This is a genomic window from Weissella cibaria, assembly GCF_004521965.1.
GTDB classification, from domain to species: Bacteria; Bacillota; Bacilli; order Lactobacillales; family Lactobacillaceae; genus Weissella; species Weissella cibaria_A.
In genome coordinates this window covers 1-19,595 of the sequence record NZ_SDGK01000037.1, presented here as the reverse complement: position 1 = coordinate 19,595, position 19,595 = coordinate 1, and the positions used below count along the sequence as shown (strand labels likewise).

At 44.3% G+C, this 19,595-nt stretch carries 21 protein-coding genes; 15 read left to right on the top strand and 6 right to left on the bottom strand.

The annotated features are described in order from the left end of the window. Positions 1-311: 311 nt before the first annotated feature. The 3 genes from EST42_RS05415 (at position 312) to EST42_RS05405 (ending at position 2,982) form a co-directional block, all read left to right on the top strand. A complete protein-coding gene (locus tag EST42_RS05415; protein ID WP_134644544.1) occupies positions 312-1,709 on the top strand; it encodes an APC family permease in 1,398 nt (465 codons plus the stop codon). 117 nt (positions 1,710-1,826) lie between these two features. Continuing rightward, positions 1,827-2,444 carry a cation diffusion facilitator family transporter gene (locus EST42_RS05410; RefSeq protein ID WP_425335774.1) on the top strand — a complete coding sequence of 206 codons (618 nt, stop codon included), beginning with the start codon at positions 1,827-1,829 and terminating at the stop codon, positions 2,442-2,444. Between the two features lie 76 nt (positions 2,445-2,520). After that, a complete protein-coding gene (locus EST42_RS05405) occupies positions 2,521-2,982 on the top strand; it encodes a phosphate-starvation-inducible PsiE family protein (RefSeq protein WP_010373122.1) in 462 nt (153 codons plus the stop codon). A gap of 82 nt (positions 2,983-3,064) precedes the next feature. Here the strand turns inward: EST42_RS05405 and EST42_RS05400 are convergent, their stop codons facing one another. From EST42_RS05400 to EST42_RS05385, 4 genes are all read right to left on the bottom strand, one after another. Beyond that, entirely contained in the window at positions 3,065-3,451 is a 387-nt protein-coding gene (locus EST42_RS05400; protein WP_123157476.1) for a hypothetical protein, read from the bottom strand. Then, a complete protein-coding gene (locus EST42_RS05395; protein WP_134644542.1) occupies positions 3,429-4,745 on the bottom strand; it encodes a Y-family DNA polymerase in 1,317 nt (438 codons plus the stop codon). The genes EST42_RS05400 and EST42_RS05395 overlap by 23 nt, the downstream gene beginning before the upstream one ends. A 169-nt stretch (positions 4,746-4,914) precedes the next feature. Further along, entirely contained in the window at positions 4,915-6,768 is a 1,854-nt protein-coding gene (locus EST42_RS05390) for an FAD/NAD(P)-binding protein (RefSeq protein ID WP_134644541.1), read from the bottom strand. Then, positions 6,768-7,433: an NAD(P)H-hydrate epimerase gene (locus EST42_RS05385; protein ID WP_010375058.1), complete on the bottom strand. Its 666-nt coding sequence runs from the start codon at positions 7,431-7,433 to the stop codon at positions 6,768-6,770. The genes EST42_RS05390 and EST42_RS05385 overlap by 1 nt, the downstream gene beginning before the upstream one ends. A gap of 248 nt (positions 7,434-7,681) precedes the next feature. On the opposite strand from EST42_RS05385, the gene EST42_RS05380 reads away from it, so the two are divergent. From EST42_RS05380 to EST42_RS10520, 5 genes are all read left to right on the top strand, one after another. After that, a complete protein-coding gene (locus tag EST42_RS05380; protein ID WP_010375057.1) occupies positions 7,682-8,020 on the top strand; it encodes a hypothetical protein in 339 nt (112 codons plus the stop codon). A 125-nt stretch (positions 8,021-8,145) separates the two neighbouring features. After that, positions 8,146-8,850 (top strand): MIP/aquaporin family protein, encoded by a 705-nt coding sequence (locus tag EST42_RS05375; protein WP_245150404.1) that lies wholly within the window; start codon positions 8,146-8,148, stop codon positions 8,848-8,850. A 425-nt stretch (positions 8,851-9,275) separates the two neighbouring features. Then, a complete protein-coding gene (locus tag EST42_RS05370) occupies positions 9,276-10,895 on the top strand; it encodes a peptide ABC transporter substrate-binding protein (protein WP_134644540.1) in 1,620 nt (539 codons plus the stop codon). A 12-nt stretch (positions 10,896-10,907) separates the two neighbouring features. After that, positions 10,908-11,825, top strand: a complete 918-nt coding sequence (locus tag EST42_RS05365; protein WP_134644539.1) for a proline iminopeptidase-family hydrolase — start codon at positions 10,908-10,910, stop codon at positions 11,823-11,825. Between the two features lie 128 nt (positions 11,826-11,953). After that, positions 11,954-12,094: a hypothetical protein gene (locus EST42_RS10520; RefSeq protein WP_004560182.1), complete on the top strand. Its 141-nt coding sequence runs from the start codon at positions 11,954-11,956 to the stop codon at positions 12,092-12,094. A gap of 61 nt (positions 12,095-12,155) precedes the next feature. Here the strand turns inward: EST42_RS10520 and EST42_RS05360 are convergent, their stop codons facing one another. Together EST42_RS05360 and EST42_RS05355 are read right to left on the bottom strand one after the other, a co-directional pair. Next, positions 12,156-12,641 carry a phosphatidylglycerophosphatase A gene (locus tag EST42_RS05360; protein ID WP_134644538.1) on the bottom strand — a complete coding sequence of 162 codons (486 nt, stop codon included), beginning with the start codon at positions 12,639-12,641 and terminating at the stop codon, positions 12,156-12,158. Positions 12,642-12,744: 103 nt separating this feature from the next. Beyond that, positions 12,745-13,656: an NADP-dependent oxidoreductase gene (locus EST42_RS05355; RefSeq protein ID WP_134644537.1), complete on the bottom strand. Its 912-nt coding sequence runs from the start codon at positions 13,654-13,656 to the stop codon at positions 12,745-12,747. 213 nt (positions 13,657-13,869) lie between these two features. Between EST42_RS05355 and EST42_RS10515 the strand changes: the two genes are divergently transcribed. The 7 genes from EST42_RS10515 to EST42_RS05325 all read left to right on the top strand — a co-directional run bounded on the left by EST42_RS10515 (position 13,870) and on the right by EST42_RS05325 (position 19,584). Beyond that, a complete protein-coding gene (locus EST42_RS10515) occupies positions 13,870-14,028 on the top strand; it encodes a hypothetical protein (protein ID WP_167711110.1) in 159 nt (52 codons plus the stop codon). A 125-nt stretch (positions 14,029-14,153) separates the two neighbouring features. After that, a complete protein-coding gene (locus EST42_RS05350; protein WP_134644536.1) occupies positions 14,154-15,518 on the top strand; it encodes an MFS transporter in 1,365 nt (454 codons plus the stop codon). Positions 15,519-15,662: 144 nt separating this feature from the next. Further along, positions 15,663-16,577, top strand: coding sequence for a GRP family sugar transporter (locus tag EST42_RS05345; RefSeq protein ID WP_043707861.1), 915 nt, complete (start codon positions 15,663-15,665; stop codon positions 16,575-16,577). Between the two features lie 199 nt (positions 16,578-16,776). Beyond that, positions 16,777-17,058, top strand: a complete 282-nt coding sequence (locus tag EST42_RS05340) for a type II toxin-antitoxin system RelE/ParE family toxin (protein ID WP_164238954.1) — start codon at positions 16,777-16,779, stop codon at positions 17,056-17,058. Between the two features lie 16 nt (positions 17,059-17,074). Then, positions 17,075-17,536, top strand: coding sequence for a helix-turn-helix transcriptional regulator (locus tag EST42_RS05335; RefSeq protein ID WP_106444564.1), 462 nt, complete (start codon positions 17,075-17,077; stop codon positions 17,534-17,536). 8 nt (positions 17,537-17,544) lie between these two features. Then, positions 17,545-17,982 (top strand): hypothetical protein, encoded by a 438-nt coding sequence (locus tag EST42_RS05330; RefSeq protein WP_128736236.1) that lies wholly within the window; start codon positions 17,545-17,547, stop codon positions 17,980-17,982. A gap of 276 nt (positions 17,983-18,258) precedes the next feature. Then, positions 18,259-19,584, top strand: a complete 1,326-nt coding sequence (locus tag EST42_RS05325; protein WP_118122938.1) for an APC family permease — start codon at positions 18,259-18,261, stop codon at positions 19,582-19,584. Positions 19,585-19,595 lie beyond the last annotated feature (11 nt).

Below are 19,595 nucleotides of genomic sequence, written 5' to 3'. Positions count from 1 at the left end.
GGTTGACGAAATTTAATTCCTCACTTATGATTAGGGAGTTAAAACCTAAACAATTAGAAAAGGAAATGAAATTCATGCAAATGCACCTGTCAACAACGCAAGCGTTTTTCAACTTTACGTTTTTCTTCGGTTAGTCATCCGAAACAATCGTAAAGTTATTTTGCGTTGGACACTCGGATGACGGTAAAGTATCCGAGTGTGTGAGACATGCTAACTGCTGCGGGCAGACCATGGAACTCATTTAAACACGTATCGGATACTTTGGTGTTATCCGATACGTGTTTTTTATTGGTTTCATAGGAGGTAGTAGGATGCAGTTGTGGCAACGGATGTTTAAGAAGGAATCGTTGACGGCGTATTTAAAAAGTGATGAACACTTTGCCAAAACGCTGACCGCGAAAGATTTGATTGGCTTGGGAATTGGTGCGGTCATCGGGACCGGAATCTTTATTTTGCCAGGAACGGTTGCTGCGACAACCGCTGGTCCAGGCGTTGTCTTTAGTTTTATTATTGCCGCAATTGTTTCGGGGTTAGTGGCCATGGCATATTCGGAAACTGCTTCAGCGATGCCGGTTGCGGGCTCAGCATATTCGTATGGTAACGTTATTTTTGGTGAAGTTGTTGGTTGGGTGCTAGGCTGGGCACTAATTTTGGAATATGCATTGGGGGTCGCGGCAGTTTCAACCGGCTGGTCAGCCTATTTTGCCAATTTGATAGCGCCGGTCTTCAAACTACCCACGGCCTTGTCGGGAGCTTACAATCCAGCCCAAGGGACGTACGTGAATCTGGTTGCGGTAATCATTGTGTTGTTGATTGGGTTAATGTTACGTGGTGGTATGAAGGAATCGAAGCGAATTCAAAACGCAATGGTTTTGTTGAAAGTCGCGATTATCATTATTTTTATTGTGGTGGGGTTCTTCTTTATTAAGAGCAGTAATTTGATGCCAATGATTCCAGCGCGGATGCATGGCGCATTTGGTGTACAAGGTGTCTTGGCCGGCACGTCGATGGTTTTCTTTGCTTTTCTTGGATTTGACGCCTTATCGGCTTCAGCAGCTGAAGTGAAAAATCCGAAGCGCGACATGCCAATCGGAATTATTGGGACGTTGATTATTGCAGCCATATTGTATGGATTAGTCGCGTTCGTGCTGACAGGAATGGTGCACTACACCAAACTAAATGTGGCTGATCCGGCTGCGTTTGCGTTACAACAAGTCGGTCAAAATTGGGCGGCCTTAATTATTACAATTGGTGCATTGATTGGGATGTTCACTATGATGACAACGATGCTTTATGCATCATCACGATTGATCTATGCTGTTGGCCGTGATGGTCTATTGCCCGGTGATTTAGGGAAGTTAAACCAAAAGGGTGAACCAAACCGCGCGTTGGGAATTGCAACAATTGTGGTAGCATTCTTTGGCGGTATGGTACCGTTGGACAAATTGGTTGATCTGGTTAATATGGGAACGTTACTAGCCTTTATGGTTGTGTCGCTAGGCATTTTGCCATTACGTAAGCGTGCTGATGTGAAACAAGATGGTTATAAGATGCCCGGTTATCCAGTGTTGCCCATTTTGTCAGCCGTATTTACGTTCTTCTTGATTACGCAATTACACGTTGAAACATTAATTGCAGCGGCTATTTGGTTTGTGTTAGGACTGATTTTATACCTAACATATGGTATTAAACATTCACGGATGAATTAATAGGATGCGGTTGTTCCACGTGGAACAACCGTTTTTTATTTACCGCGCTTACTTTTTGTTTGTGCACAGTTTCTCAAAGTTGTGTTATAATATATGAAGAAAATGACATGTGTTATTTTGGGGGAACGGGAAATGATAGCGAAACAAAAATTATTAGCGAGGGGCATTCAGTTGGAAGTGATTTCAATCGCTTGGATGGCACTTGAATTTGTGTTGGGCGTTTCAGCCGGTCTGCAAGCTGGTTCGATTTTGTTGATTGCTTTTGGTTTGGATGCGCTTTTGGAAGTCATCGCGGGGGGCGTGTTGATTTGGCGACTGCGGGCAGAATACGATGGTGCTGATAATGAGCGGGTATTGACTGTTGAACGACGTGCTTCGAAAATTGTGAAGGCAATTTTATTATTATTGGCAACTTACGTTATCGTCACGTCAGTTATCAATTTAGTGCAACATGAAGTGCCGGGTGAAAGTAGTATTGGCTTAGTTGTGGCGATTGCGTCAGTGGTTTTGATGCCAGTTATGACAACGATGAAGCGACGATTAGGTGCCCAAATTGGCTCGGAAGCCCTACGCGAAGATGCGATGTGTAACGTGGCGTGTGCCGTGTTAGCGGCCTTGGTTTTGCTTGGCATGCTGTTAACAGCATTATTTGGTTTGTGGTGGGCTGATGCGGTTGCGGCCATTATCTTTGCGATTTACATTGGTCGTGAAGGCTTGGAATTGTTTGAAAAATAGTTTGAGACAAGTTATGCGGTACTTTTTAGGTGGGGTTTGTTATGATTGGAAGTAAGAACTCCTGGAGGGTAGCCATATGAATCGAAAATTTATCGAGAAGGGTTATGGCATTGTACTAGATGTGGCGATGCTCATTTTGGGCATTGCCATGGTCGGATTCTTTTTTAAGGATCTTTGGAATTTAGGTACGATGGTGTTGCACACCGATTTAGAAGTTGATTTTTACGCAGTGACTGAAACGATTTTGGAAACGTTCTTGTTCTTCGAGTTCGTGGTCTTAACAAAAGAGTATTTTGTGCAAGATCGTATTTCATTACAGAATTTTATGTATATTGGTATTACAGCTTTATTGCGTAATTTATTGGTATATCATGCCGATACGATTGGCGTATTGATTCAAGCCGCGGCCATCGCGTTATTGATTGTTGTGTTGATTGCATATCGCTGGTCACGTCGCCATTTAGCTGATTTAGCGCATGAAGAAGAACGTAAAGAAGTTGAATTTGCCGAAAATCATCCTGATCAAGTGGAAGATTAAACAATATTAAAAAATCCCGGTTCGTGTGTTTGCATGAACCGGGATTTTTTGCGCTTAACAAGCCTAAAAAGCCACCATATCGTTATTTGCTAGCCCACCATAATTGGTCGAGCGGGATATGAGCGTTGCCGATAATTACGGCTGACTCAGTGTAACCCGTGACTAAGCCGGTAATGATTTCAGGCACCACACCATCAGTAGCGCTGAAATTTTGTTGCACATGGACAATTTCATGCCGTCCGTACGCATCAAAAAGTAACGCGGTAATGGCTGCTAAATCCATTTCTGGCATTCGTCGTCGGGTGGCCGCCTGCGCCGCGGCCAATTGGTTTTTATGAACATCTTCAGTGTGGTCAGATAGGTAGTAGCCTTGCCATTTCACCATGCCTCTTTCATGATAGTCGTGCGCGAAGAAGCGGGCAGCTTGGGCAAAAATATCGATATCATCATCCATAAGCGTTACCGCCATTGTGGCCACCAACTAACCCGATGCGATTTAGCATCGTTCCACCAGCGACGCTAGAACTTTTAAAGACAGCGCCGACGCCAAATTTTTGTCGAATCGTATCGATGACACTGTCAATTTGGCGTTGCTTCATGTTAATCGTCACAGGGGTGAAGAGGTCGATTTGCTCCACGTCATCAGGAGCCAAGCGACCAGCGCTGACGTAAATGTTACGAACAACCTCACCATCGTAGTGGGTGCGAAAAATTTCGCGTAGGGCGTTGGTAATGGGGAGGCTTAGATTGGTGGCGTCAATCGTTACCTGGCCACTAAAACCGTGATTCGGGCCGGTCGTACGATAGCCAAAGCCAATGCCTAAACTGATTTGGCTGGCCACGACACGTTTTGCGCGTAACCGACTGGCTACTTGTTCACCGATTTCGCGAATGACAACTTCGATTTCAGTGGGGTTATCGTAATCGCGGGGCAAAACTTGGCCGTTGCTAAAGGAACTTTCTTTGACGTGATATTTATTACTGAGACGACTGCGATCGACACCCCAAGCTAGCGCATATAATTCAATCCCCTTGACCCCGAGCAGTTCCCGGAGCCGATAAGGATTAAAAGCGGCTAAATCACGCATCGATAAAATGCCTAAACGGCGTAAGGTTTTGGCAGTACGGCTACCAATACTCCAAACGTCATCGAGCTTGGTAATCGGCCATAAATGCTCGGGAATTGTTTCGTAGTGCCATTCCCCAATTAAATCCTTGTTATGTTTAGCTGAAATATCGAGGGCCATCTTAGCCATCGCGGGATTATCGCCAATGCCAACCGTCAAATAAATGCCCGTTGTATCGTGAACGGTTTCCTGAATGAGACGGGCCATGTTGCGAAGTGTTAACTTGCGCCCAAATTTTGATTCGATATAGCACCAACTGTCCGTTAAATCGAGAATGGATTCATCAATTGAATAGATATGTAAATCTTCATCAGCGACAAATTGTCGATAGATGTCGTTGATTTGTTTATTTTTTTGAATGTAGTAATTCATGCGTGGTTGGACGATAGCCAAACGTGGATCACGAGGAACGTCGCGTTGACGCATCACATTGGATACACCAAGGATTTTTTTAGCCTGTGGTGACGCAGCCAGGACGAGACCACCATTTGTGTTTTCTTGCTGGCTCATGACCACTAACAAGGACTTGAGGGGATTTAATCCTAAATCAACACTTTCCACACTGGCGTAAAAACTTTTGGAATCGATTACCATGACAGCACGCCGTGGTTCGTTAGCATACACATTATGACTCATAAGCAAGGCCTCAAAATGATATATTAGGTTTATCCTAACGTTAGGATAAACCTAATATACACCCTTTAGAAAATCTTTGCAATTGTAAGGATGCCTGTATGACAACAAAAACGCCCATTATGGCTGACATTGCTGTCTTAGCCATAATGGGCGTTTTAAAAATTCTTAATTACTTACCGAAGATACGGCGGGCGATGTTTTCAGCATCGCGCAAGTTCTTATCGTTAACCCCTGAACGAGGAGCAAACGTTGTGAACCATGACCAACCTTCCGTTGGGACACCCCAAATGAACAAACCATCAACTTCGTTATCGTTAGCATCGATAACAGTCAAATCTTCCTTGTTCATACGGGTACCACCAACAACATAAGTTGAACCGTCAGCCTTTGTGTACTCGGCGGCACTCAACAAACCACGATCACGCAAGTTGGCAACCAAAGGGTTAGTTGATGCAGCTAATGACACAGGGAACAAACGTGCTTCTACCAAGTTGTTGACCGTCCACGTGTTGCCACGGTTATCCGTTGCAACGTAGTGGTCATCACGGACAGAAACTGCCAAGCCAGGGCCAGCAACTTCCAAGACACCAGCTTCAATCAAAGCGCGCATTTGCTCAACACGTAGGACAGGAGGTCCAACGGAAATCAATGAGTTAAATGGGTTGAATTTTGATAGGAACTTGGCATATTCGTCAGATGACAAGTAGCCAGCATCCAAATAGTGACGAATGATACCACGGACGTCACGCAACATATCAAAGGCACCGGCATAAGGTGCATCGTTGTTACCTTGGTTGGCATCGTTAATATCCCAAGTTAGGTAATTCATCATGAAGTCACTGTATTCAACTTCAGCTGGTACATCATCAACGGGGTTCAAAATACGATTCCAATCCATGATGTATTCTTCAGAAATGCCGTACTTACGGGCAGTTTCATTCAAATCATCACTGGCTGCCAAAGCATCCATGAATTCGGCAGCGTTGAATGGCCATGTAACGCCAAAGTCGTTAATTGTGTTTTGATAGTGCTTGTATTCCAATTCCTTACGCAACAACGTAAAGAATTCGTCATAGGTAACTTGACCGTTTGACTTTTCAGCCAACTTATCCAAATTCTCTGACGTAAAGAATAGTGGTTGATAACCTTCAGCCGCAACCTTTTGGTTAACACCACGTGCGTGCATAGGCAAGCCCTTGCGAGAACCAGCAATCATGTGAGGTTCCTTACCAGATGGTAGGTAGTACATCACACCGTTGTTATCGCGAGCGAAGCGACCACCACGGCTGATTGTTAACTTAGCAATGTAGTCGAAGAAGCTCAATCCCAAACCACGTAAAACAACATTTTCACGGGCTGGAACGGCATCGAGGTCGGCTTCTGAAGGGTGCGTTGGGGCAATGTACAACATGTTAGCATTGCCCGCAGCGGCATCAGCGAAAGTTTGCTCTTCATCGTTCAAGCTGTTGTCCACGTGACCCAATGCCATCACCACTTGATCAGCAATGATGGTATCAGTGCCGTCAATCGTGACCGTATATTGATTATCTTGCTTAACAACATCAGTGACACTGCGACGTTCATATGACAATGTCACATTTGCAGGGACGTGAGCACCAAGGTGTTCAAAGAACCATTGGCCATACACACCAAACAAAGCACGTGACGTGAAACGGTTAGGGTTGATACGCGTCAACTCATCCAAGAAGTAAGCTTCATTCTTGAAGTCGTGCATCTTCACGTATTCCTTACCGAACGTGACAGACCATTCATAAAAATTAGGACCATACAACGCGGTAGAAGCGTGGTTAGGTACTGAAGGATCAGTAAACAACGTCAATTGTTGTGTAACAGTGTTCATCAAGAAAGTTGGGTCTTGATCTGGGTTCCAAACACGACCACCGATAGGAAATGGGTCGTATAGGGTGATGTCAACAGGCTCGGTCGTTGACTTGGCGTGCGCCATTAGACGCTCAACCAAAGACAAGTTACGTGGACCAGACCCGACTAATACGATATTCATTAGTTCTCGCTCTCTTCCTGTTTAAATTCTGCTAATTCTTCCGGTGAATAAATGCCAATGTCTTTCACATAAATATTGCCGGCGCGTTTTAGGCCTTCGTTTTGCAACAACCCTTGCTTAGGATAGGCGAAAGTAACAGTTGCGGTGGCACGAATAGCAGAGCCAAGGATTTCTCCAGTAGTTGCGTGCAAACCAGATGGGACATCAACAGAGACAACCGGAATATTAGCGGCATTTACACGTTTAATAATATCACCAAGTTTGCTTGGAACGGGCTTAGAAAGGCCTATTCCAAATAGCGCATCCACGATGACCGTGTAATTGCGGAAATCACGGACACGGTTTTGGGTGTGAATACCATAGCCACGGGCAATCTTAAGTTGCGTGGCTGTGTTAGCGGTGGCACGATTTTCATCACCAAGAATCAATAGGTCGACGTTAACGCCTTTTTGAATCAACATGCGTGCAATGGCGACACCGTCACCACCGTTATTACCAAGTCCGGCGATAACAAGCACGTTGGCTAAATCAAAGGTACCAGCTGCCAAAACTTCAATGGTGGCCATTGCGGCGCGTTCCATTAAAACCAAGGCGGGAACACCGATTTCTTCCATTGTATAACGGTCAAATCGTTGCATCTCTTGTGCGGTTACTGCTTCAACCATGAAAAGTAACCTCCTTATAGTAGATTAAATGTTATCGATAACGTTGTTTTGGACATTATCGGGTTATCTGGCAGTGTTAAGCAGGTGCTGCGAATACGTCAGATAACGGTGACTGGACCTGGTCAGGGGCCTAAAAGCCCTAACATGACCAGTCTGCTTTATTATATCGCAACTCACTGCTAAAATGTGTTTAGTAACGTGTTTAATTCTGAACACAAAGTAAGTCACTGAAAGAAGGAGTAAAGATTATGAACGAGCATTCAATTCCTGAGGATATGACACAGGTTGCGGATCGTGTCGCGTTGATGGCCGCACGTGGCTTTCCAGTCAGCGAGGATGATGTCATTAAGGAAGCCTTGAAACTTGGTTTTCAAGATATTGTTGATGAACGTATGGAAGGTAACTACTATACAGTTCGTTGGGATGAAGAATTCAATGCTTTGCAAGTCTTTGGCATTGAAAATTCATTCGAGGGTGAGGCAAAGCCAGAAGAAGGCAAGCCATCATTTATTGAACAATTTAAGGCAAACTCAATGAATGCTTGGTTAGCATTGGATCGTGCAGCCAGCAAGATTATTGGTCGCTAATATTAAAATTACGTTAACGGCGGAACTTTAAAGCGGAATTTAAGTCGGTTTTTGTTATATAGTAAGGTCAGAAATTTTTAATTTTGTACAGTCGTACAAAGTATATCTCAAAGGAGTTTTTAATCATGGAAAACATGCGCAAGTATCTTGCCGAGTTCTTCGGAACTATGATGTTGGTTGCCATGGGTACTGGAGTTGTTATCTTCGTTGGTACTCAAGCTGGTCCATTGCCAGTTGCTTTGGCATTCGCCATCGCGGTTGCTGCCGGAGCATACGCTTTCGGCCCAATCTCAGGTGGTCACTTTAACCCAGCCGTTTCTTTGGCGCAAGCCATCAACGGTCGTATCTCATGGATTGAATTTATTGGTTACGTCGTTGCCCAAATCATTGGTGCTTTTGCTGGTTCAGCTGTTATCTTTGGCTTCATGAAGGCCTTTGGTGCAACTGCTGCAACAATCAAGCAAGTTGGTTTTGGTCAAACAGATTACAACACACCAGTTTCATTCTTGTCTGCTACGTTGATTGAAGCGTTCTTGACGTTTGTCTTTGTTTTGGTAATCTTGATGGTTACGTCAAAGAAGAACGCTGAGAACTCAGCTTTGGCCCCAATGATTATTGGTTTGACGTTGGGTGCATTGATCATGCTTGGTTTGCAGGCAACGGGCGGTTCATTGAACCCAGCTCGTTCATTGGCCCCAGCCGCATTCTTTGCAATGTTTGGTTCATCAACTGCATTGACTCACATCGGTGCCTACATCGTAGGTCCTTTGCTTGGTGGTGCGGTTGCAGCTGTAATTGCTAAGTTTGGTCTTGGTTCAGAAGAAGACTAATTGTTAAATAATAAACCGCCCATGACACGTGAACTGATCATGGGCGGTTTTTGTATACGGTGGCACTTAATTTGATTAGAAAAATATTAGAATAAAGTGTTGACACTTATCATAAATTACGTATACTTAGAAACATCAAGAAAAGGGAGGACGACGTCATGAAGAACGTGTCTGTTGAAAAATTGAATGTTATGACGTTGGTTGCCCCAATTATTATTGCGATTATTATTATTTTGCAGTGATGGTTGGCTTTTTGAGATGCGTGCTAGCCATGAAACTGCTATACAGTTAACATGGCTAGCCAAATTTAATTACTTTGTAAACGAGTAACGGCTAGTATTTTGCGCAGAATACTGGCCGTTTTTTATATATTTTTGAGCTCAAACTATTACTCGTCCCACCCAAATTATAGGAGCGTGTAGGTTATGAATAAGTTTGTTAAGAATTCAGTATTGATGTCAGTTGCTTTGGTTGCAGTTGCAGGTGCTAGTACACAAGTGGCGCATGCGGCCGGTAAGGAATTGAATTGGACGCTGACGGGGGACTTGAAGACAACAGATCCTTCAAACGTAGCGGATATCCCATCACAAAATGCGGTGCAAGCCACGGGTGAAGGATTGTATCGTGTTGGTACAAGCGGACAACCAGAATTGGCGGCCGCGCATTCAGTAGATGTCTCAGATGACGGGTTAACGTGGACATTTAAGTTGCGTGATAATTTAAAGTGGTCCGATGGATCGCAATTAACGGCGCATGATTTTGTTTATAGTTGGCAACGCACAAACAATCCTAAGACGGCGGCAATCGGATCGATGTTTTTTAGTGGTATCAAGAATGCGGATGCTATCCAATCAGGAAAAGTTACTGATATGAGCCAATTAGGCGTGAAGGCCCTTGATGATACAACGTTGCAAGTCACGTTGGATCGGCCGTTGCCACAATTGAAAGCGGAGTTGGCGATGATGTACTTCTTCCCAGAAAAGGAAAGTTTTGTCACAAGGACTGGCAAGGCGTTCGGAACGACGGCTAAGGATTCATTATCAAGTGGGCCATATGTCTTGAAGAAGTGGGATGGCTCAAGTTCAACATACCAATATGTTAAAAATCCTTATTACTGGGATGCCGATGCCGTTATGACGCCAGCTGTAAATGTCACCACAACGGCGGATGCGACGACAAGTTTCAATTTGTATAATGCCGGTAAAGCTGATTTTTCGCAGTTAAATGCTACCCAAGCACGTAACTCTAAGCACAAGCGTGGGTTTACGACTGTCCATACCGCAGCGACAACTTATATGACGATGAACCAAAAGAATCCAGTATTGAAAAATGTGAAGTTGCGTCAAGCGATGTCTTATGCTGTAAATCGTGAAAAGTTGGCGAAAAACGTGCTAACAGGGGCTGCTGAACCAGCCAAGACCTTTGTGGCAAAGGGATTAACCAAGGACCCAAATACGGGTAAGGATTTTGTCGATACGGCCCGCACGAAGTACGTTAGTTATAACAAGGTGGAAGCAGCTAAATTATGGGCTGCTGGTTTGAAGGAAACGGGTAAGAAGACCGTGAAGTTGACCTTGTTAACAGGTGATACGGATGCGGCTAAGCAAACAGGCCAATATCTACAGTCACAATTGGAAACGAATTTGAAAGGTTTGCGAGTGAGTGTGAAGTCAGTGCCAGCTAAGCAGACTAGTGCGTTGACTAAGGCGGGAAAATTCGATCTGGGTCTCTCGACTTGGAATGCGGATTACACAGACCCAGTCGACATGCTACAAACATTGGTTACGGGGGCTTCATGGAATTTGACGGGGTGGTCTGACCTAAAGTATGACGAGCTATATCGTAAGGCAACGGTCACGGATGCTAATGATAAGGTGGCACGTTACAAGGATTTGGTTGCTGCTGAACAATATGCTGAAAAGCAAGCTGCGGTTGCGCCACTGACGTACTCAAAAATCACGGCATTACAGAATCCTGCTGTTAAGGGTGTTTACGTCAATCCAGTCGGGGGAACCTTTGATTGGAAGCACGCTGAAAAGAAATAGGGGGATGATTGGATGACAAAAGATGGCACGCACATTTTATCGCTTGAGAATGGCTATCATTTATGGTTGCGTACAGATGGTACGGATAAGCCAATTAAATTACTGACGTTGCACGGTGGACCGGGCGCTGGGCATGAACCATATGAGCGTTTTCCAGAATTTTTAAATCCTGATGGTATTGAAGTTACACAATATGATCAATTGGGGGCTTGGTATTCTGATCAACCAGATTTTGATGATCCGGCTAATGTTGAACAATTTTTAAATTATGACTACTATCTAAATGAGGTAGAAGAAGTTAGGCAGCAATTAGGTTATGAAGATGGTGAATTTTATTTAGCGGGCCATTCGTGGGGTGGATTATTAGCGCAGGAATATGCGTTGCGCCACCCGGGTGTTGTCAAAGGACTCATTATTATTTCAATGATTGATAATATTGATGATTATGTAACGAACATCAATGCCATCCGAGAACATGAATTCGATGCTGACGTTGTAGCGTTTATGAGCGAAGTTGAAGAACGGGGTGAATGGGATAATCCAACCTATCAAGCCTACGCTACACAACTTGACCAGGCATATATCACGCGTCACCCCAATGCACCGCATCATCAGATTAGTACGATGGGGACGGCCGTCTATAATCATTTCCAGGGAAACAATGAATTTGTGATTACTGGCGAGTTGGCCCACTGGTCAATTGCAGAGCGGCTGCATAAAATTACAGTGCCGACGTTACTAACATTTGGTGGTCATGAATCAATGCCGCTGTCAATAGCAGAGGAGATGCGTGATAAGATTCCAAATGCACGATTGCGTGTCACACCAGATGCAGGGCACGTCCACATGGTCGATAATCCAGAGGTATTCTTCTATAATTTACGACATTTCATTCAAGATGTAGAGACGGGCACTTTCCAACCAGATTAATGGCAGCTAGCTTGTTCGTGAACTTTATTTAACAAACCGGTAAAAAAGGATTACACTATAAGGGTAGACATACACGCCGGGTCAATCACCTGACGCGCAAATTAAAAATGTGCTGGAGGTATGGATTTATGTCACAGAAGAATAAGTTGAAGAAGTTGTTGGAAAAGAAGGGGATTGAGTCAATTAACGTTGACGGAACACCTACACCTGTTCAAAGCGCTAAGGAGCTTGATTTGATCGAAGCTGCCAAGGCAAACGGCATTATGTAATTGATAAATGAACAAAAATAAAGCCAGGCACATGTGCGTCTGGCTTTATTTTTGTTCATTTTTAATCGTGCGCAATTCGGGCTTGAGCGGCTGCGGCAATCGCTGATACGATATCATCAATAAAGGTGTTCACACGGCCGCCGGCGTGTTGCTCATCGTTTAAATGACCAACGATACCAGGCTTCAATCGGTCGAGGTAGCCAAAGTTTGTCCAAGAAATGGTGCCGTAAACGCCAAGAATTGACATCACCAATTGCTCATCGATACCATACGTACCATGATCACGGTCGATGCGACCTTGCAATGGTTGTGGCAATTGGCGAGCTTCCGCCAAGTCGTCAATTGCCAGGCCGGTCATAACCGCATCTTGTACTTCTGTTTTATGGAGGACGTGTTGCACGGAGTCAACGGCGTCCGCCATTGTTAAGCCAGGAATGATGGCCTTTTGACCAAACAAAACCAATTCGCCAATGTTTTCTAAGTTTACCCCGCGTACGTTTAGCATTGCCATGACGTCTTCGTAATAGTCGCGTTCTGTAAATAACATAGTAAAAATTCTCCCCCGAAAAAGTAATAGTTCTATTATAGCCAATAACAAAAGCGAACGGTGTTTCACATGAAACATTCGCTCGCTTAAATTTTACGTTCAATTAAAAGGTTAAGACAACCTTACCAGCAGCTGATCCTTGACGAGCGGCAGCGTGCACGTCACGCAAGTTCGCCAAGGTAAATGGTATCACTTCACCAATCTTAACGTCGATCTTACCAGCAGCCATATCGGCCAATAAAGCTGCCAAATTAGGACGCTTACCCTTAAGATAGGTGTGCTCAGCATCAATATTAAATGATTGCATAGCTTCTTCATCGTAGCTAGTTAGATTGCGCAACTTACCGCCTTGCTTCAAGACTTTGGCAGACTGAATAGCAACCTCACCGCCGATTGTGTCCAAAACGGCGTCGAAATCTGATAGTTCGTTTTCATAAGCTGTGTGATAATCAACGGGTGTCACATCACCTAGTGACTTCAAGTAGTTGAAATCGGCAGGCTTGGCAGTTGCATAAACAACCGCACTACGGTTTAAAGCTGCTTGGATGGCAACAGAACCAACAGAACCGGCGCCTCCCTGAATCAAAACCCTTTGTCCAGCTTGAACATCTAAATCATCAGTAATTATTTGGTAGCCAGTGGCGGCCCCAAGTACAGCAGCAACCGCGTGCTCATCATCTAGTTCAGTTGGCACCTTAGCGACTGCAGATTGGCCAACGGAAACTTCTTCGGCGTAGGTTTGGTGGTGGCGCGTTGCAGCGACACGGTCACCGACTTGGAAATCCGTGACTTCTTCGCCGACCGCAATAACTTCGCCGACCACGCTTGAGCCAGGAATTAATGGGAGCTTATCAGCTTCCCCAGCAAGTCCTTGGATAAACTTTACATCGTAAGGATCGATTGCAACTGCGTGATTCTTAATTAGCACCTGCTTCTTCAAAATCTTTGGTGTTGGGGCGCCAATTTCTTCAAGTACATCAACGTCACCAAACTCTTTAATTTGAACTGCCTTCATGATACGAATACCTCCCCGTTTGACCAATCTTGATTTAATGACTTCATTGTAGCTTGTTTTATTGGGGATGTACAAAATAAGGTGAATAATTTGTCAGTATAGACCATTAATTTTTTTGATATTCTGACAAAATTAATACAGCTGAAATCGTCTGCAATGGTTATGCGCAGGCCTTATTGTTAATACATACAAAAGGAACGTAAAGGGGAAACGATGATGACATTATTTATTAGTGCAATGAGTTTGGGAGCTACAGTTGCTGCACGTATTGCTTACATCATCACGTTCCGTTTAGAGGACACGGAAGACTTTGAATCTGACATTGAACAAGTTGATTCAACCGTAGCTACCAAGGTGGCAGTGCAATATTAGTTAATGAGACGCGATATCACAAGAAGGTCACAAGACTGGATGTGGTATCGCGTTTTGATTTGTAACGCTTGTTAAAAAGGCATACACTTATTCTTCGTGAGTTTTAGAAAGGGAAGGTAAGTAGCGTGTCGAAAGAAATTAAAATTGCGTTATTGATGGCAGCGAGTTTATTTATGGATGTCATGGATGGCACAATTGTAACTACGGCTCTGCCAAAAATGGCCCAAACATTTAATGTTAGTACGACGACGGCGAGTTTGTTGGTTAGTACATATATGATTGCCGTGGCCGTTTTCATTCCATTGAGTGGCTGGTTGGCGCAACGCTATGGTAAAAAGAACATTTGGTTGTGGGCAGTTGTGCTCTTTACGCTAAGTTCCTTTGGTAGTGCAGTGGCGCCCAACTTTACCGTGCTATTGATTATGCGAATTGTACAAGGAATTGCGGGGGCTATGATGACGCCAACGGCCCGACTGATGGTGTTGGAAAAGACACCGGCAGATCAGCTGTTAAAGATGATTAGTTATTTGGTCTGGCCGTCATTGATGGCACCAGCTGTGGCGCCAGTTATTGGCGGTATGTTCGTGACATACTTTACTTGGCACTGGATTTTCTTGATTAATCTGCCAATCGGCTTGCTCGCTTTTTTGATTGGCGTCCGGTTATTGCCACGTGATGATCAGCAACAACCACGGCCGTTTGATGTGCGTGGTTTCGTTGAATTAGCGCTGGCGTCAATGGCGTTGCTGACGGGTGCTGAAATGTTAGCACGTACAGGCGTGGTTGTCTGGTACGGTTTGATTATGGTCGTTATTGGTATTGTGTTGGGTGTAAATGTTTACCAGCACTTGCACCGAGCTGAACATCCATTGTTCTCGGTGGTGACGATGAAGGTACCGACGTTCCGAGTGTCGCAAACTGGTGGGACGCTATTCCAAGTTACCATTGCCAGCTTGCCATACGTCTTAACGGTGCTGTTGCAAACGGTCTTTAGTTGGTCAGCGGCCCGCGCAGGATGGTATGTCATCTTTATTTTCATTGGTAACATCGGCATTAAGCCATTTACGAATCCAATTATTCGTCGCCTTGGCTTCCGTGGGGCATTAATTGCGTCATTTTTGATGTTGGTATTGAGTTCATTTGGACTGGCGCTGGTTCGGTCGCATACGACGGCAATTGCGATTATGTTCCTGGCACTCGTTTCGGGTGTGGGGCGGTCGTTGGCCTTTACGTCATATAATGGGCTACAATTCACGGATGTTGCCCCAATTCACCGAAATGGGGCTAATACCTTAACGGCTGTGACGCAGAGTCTTGGCCAAGGTTTGGGTATTTCATTGATTACGGTGATTATCCACATCTTCCGTCATGGTATGACACTACAAGGTGCCTATGCAGGGGGCTTTGTCGTGCTGGGTATTTTTGCCATTGTACCAATGATTGAAGTGATGTTGCTGCCTAAAAATGCTGGTGAAGCGGCAATTAATTAAGTGTCATAACTAGACCAATTCGAGAAGTGGTATACGCCAATTCTTGGATTGGTCTATTTTATTCCCTTTTTAATTTAACGGCATAAAACCCGGTGCTATAGTAATTAACGTTGATAAAAAAGAATTGAAAGAGAGAAATGGTACATGTCAATTATGTATGCTTTGATTCCCGCCGTATTGTGGGGAGCAATGGGAATTGTAAATGGATGGGCTGGTGGTCGTGTCGCAAACCAAATTTTGGGTGGCGCGCTTGGTTCGCTGGTCTTCTCAATCGTAGTTGGCGTGTACGCCTTGTTTGAGGGACCAACTTGGCCCGTTGTCTTCAGTATGGCTGGTTTGACGTACGTCTTATCAGGAATCGCTTGGGCTGCCGGAACGAGCTTCCAATTAGCAGCCTTTAAGAAGATGGGTGTTTCACAGGCGTCTGGTTTGAATACAGCTGGCCAAATTGCGGTGAACGCGTTGGTTGGTGCAGCAGTCTTTGGTGAGTGGCAAGGTGCCCACCAGTGGACAATCGGCTTGTTAGCCATTGTTTCCGTCATTATTGGTGTTTTCTTGATTTCAGGTAAGCCATCACACTTGAATAAGGATGGGGTACGGTTAACGATCATTTCAGTCTTTGCTTACATGATTTATTTCATGATTCCAAAGACAGTTGCTTTGTTACACTTGGTCCACGTTGATACAGGTACGTTGCACAACACGATGGCCTTGTCGTTGCCCATCGCCATCGGTCAAACAATCGGGGCTTTGATTTTTGGTATTTTCATCTTCAATGGTGGAAACTTCAAGTTGCCATTATTGACGAAGGAAACGGCAAAGAATGGTTTGGCTGGTATTATGTGGGGAACTGGTGAGGTGATGATTCGTCTTGCTGTCTTGAACCCTGCAGTTGGTCAAGCGAAGGCCTCAACGTTGTCACAGATGGGCATTATCGTTTCAACGTTGGGTGCGATTTTGATCTTGAAGGAACGTAAAACAAAGACGCAAATCATTGGTATTGCCATCGGGGCCCTCTTCGTTATGTTGGGCGGTATTCTAGTAACGCTTGCTGGTTAAATTGAATTAATAGTAAAAGTCTTAACTGTTGAAATGTGGTTAAGGCTTTTTAATTTGCTAAAAATGGACAAATTAGCTAATTCGTTATCTTTATTAATGTTACGACAATGGGCTGACGCCATTATACCGTTTTGGTATAATGGAGAAAGAGGATATTTTGAAAGTATCGGGTAATACAACGAAGTTAACGAAAATTTTAATGGACGAACGAAAATTGTTGGTTAGGTTCGGAACGGTTATTGCAACGAAAATCAGAACACGAATTTGGGAAATGGAACAAGCGGAAAATTTGTATCAACTATCTCAGTATCCGCCGGCGGGCCTACATGAATTGAAAGGGAAGTATGCCGGCCTCTTTGCGGTTAATTTAACAGGAAATTGGCGGCTTATTATTCGAGGTTATGATGAATCGGGAAATAGTTCCACACAGCTTGATGCGGTTCGAAGTGTCGCGGTTATTGAAGTGATTGATTATCATTAATAGCGAGGATGATGGAATGGATAATGATTTAACGATAAAAGTACAAGGCGAATTTGGTGCTGCAACGATGATTGCGGAGCTGATGTCATATTTTAATGCAACACAACAAGATTTTGCAGCGCGAATTGGCGTATCGCAAAAGTATTTATCAAATGTTTTGCATTTTAAAGCATTTATTTCCCCAAAGATAGCGAGTCGGATTGAAACAATCACGGGAACGCCAGCACAAATGTTGTTACATGCGGATGCGCAGTACAAATTGAATCATTTAGGTGAAGATGCGGATGATATTAATCAGGACTTGTTTTTGATACCATATGATTCAAAGGACGGAAGTGAGGATGTGCCGCATATAAATGATGTCGTCCAGCGGAAAAGCTTTGTCGAAGCTGAAGCGAAGGCAATGGGGATTATTCCGTCTGATATGCCATCGTTTGAGACAGTAGATGAATTAGTGAGTTTTTTATTACAGGCATGAGGCATGTTATGAAAAAATTAGCGTGGATAATCAGTGGCCTCCTCTTTTTAAGTATCCTGATTGGGTTGGTGGTTTGGTCGCAGACGCAACCTAAATTACCGGTGGCATCACAAGCAGATTTGCAGGTTAACTTGCAACCAGGATCCGCGCATGCGGTTGCGTCACAATTAAATACCTACCAACGTCGCGTATTAAAACTGTCGCAGGGGATGGTTACGTCGGCTAATGCAACCGATGATCAGAATCGTATTATATACACCATCCGGACAACTAATGTGTCGACGGAACTCATTAATTTTGGCTTGAAGCATGAACAAGCACAGGTTCAAAAGTTAACGGATAAGGTGCTGGGGGCCATGCGGGCTGGTGGGGTAACGCAGCCAGGATTAGAGATTCGAATTCTAAATCAGTCTGGGGATGCATTGAAGATATTAAAAATAGAATGAGAAAACCTATTGCACAAACGATGAGATGATGATAAAGTTCTAATCATACAAAAACGCCAAAAGGAGGGCAGACTTATGAATAATCGAATTAGCACAGCTATCATCATGACGACGTCCTCTGACTCAACCGTCCAGTTTAACGGTTGAGGATTTTAGCGTACAAAAATTATTAAGCGCTTAATCGAACACGCAATCGTTAACTGACGAAATTTTCGTCGTGACGATTGCGTGTTTTTGTGTGATATTGGGTTATTTTGAAAGTAGAGGGTATAGGATATGGCAGGGCAAGAGCATCATTTGAAACGGACGATGGGTGTTTGGACGGGTATCTCGATTGTAATCGGAACCGTTATCGGATCGGGAATTTTTTTCAAGCAGGGACAAGTGTTGGAAACGGCTGGTAGCACAACACTTGGGTTACTCGCTTGGGTTGCTGGTGGGGTAATCACTTTGGCAGCCGGGTTAACGATTTCAGAAATTGGCGCGCACATTCCCCAGACCGGTGGTATCTATATTTATATGGATAAGTTGTACGGTAAGTTTTGGGGCTTTTTGACCGGCTGGACGCAAGTTGTGGTTTATGCGCCGGCAATTGTGGCTTCTATTGCTGCATACTTCGCGTATCTGTTTGCTAATTTTTTTGGCCTACCAGATAGTGCGGTGATTTGGGTTGGATTGGGAACGTTAGTGCTTATCACATTGATGAATTCGCTAGATAATCGAATTGCTTCGATGTTCCAAGTCGCCACGACCAGTATTAAGTTGATTCCAATTGCAGTCTTGATGGTATTTGGTTTGTTTTTCGGTAAGGCTGACGCGCTGGGTCAGACGGTTGCCCAGCTGTCATCAACGGCAACGGGAAACTTTGGTATGGCCGTTTTGGCAACGTTGTTTGCTTACGATGGGTGGGCAACGCTGACCAATTTGGGGGGTGAATTAAAGAACCCACGGCGTAATATTCCCCGTTCAATTATTGGGGGGATTTTGATTGTTATGTTGGCCTATGTTGGTGTTTCATATGGTGTGTACCGTGCGATGCCTGCCGATCAAATTGTTAAACTTGGCAATAATGTGACTTATGAAGTAGCAAAGTCGGCCTTCGGTGAGCTAGGCGGTCGTCTGCTATCGATTGGTATTTTGATTTCAATGGCGGGAACTTTGAATGGTAAGATGTTAGCTTTCCCACGTATGGTGTATGCGATGGCTGAAGATGGCATGTTGCCCAAGTTCTTAGCCCGTTTGAATAAAGCGCAGGCCCCGGTTGGCGCTTTGTGGACCACAGCTGTTTTAGCCGGTGCGTTGATGTTTACGTCAAAGGCAGATTGGCTATCAGATATGGCTGTGTTCGTCATCTGGTTGTTCTATACGGCAACATTCTTTGGTATTTTCATCTTACGTATTCGTAACAAACGGGCCGGTTTGGCACGTGATCCGGAAGTGTTTAGCGTACCGTTATTCCCGTTTGTGCCTTTGGTGGCTATCTTAGGTGCGTTGTTCATCTTGATTAATACGTTGATTTCTAGTTTTACAATGGTCCTCATTTCGTTTGTGTTTGTGGCTGTTGGTATTCCGGTTTATCTATACTATAAAAATAAGCAATAAATCAAAAAAGC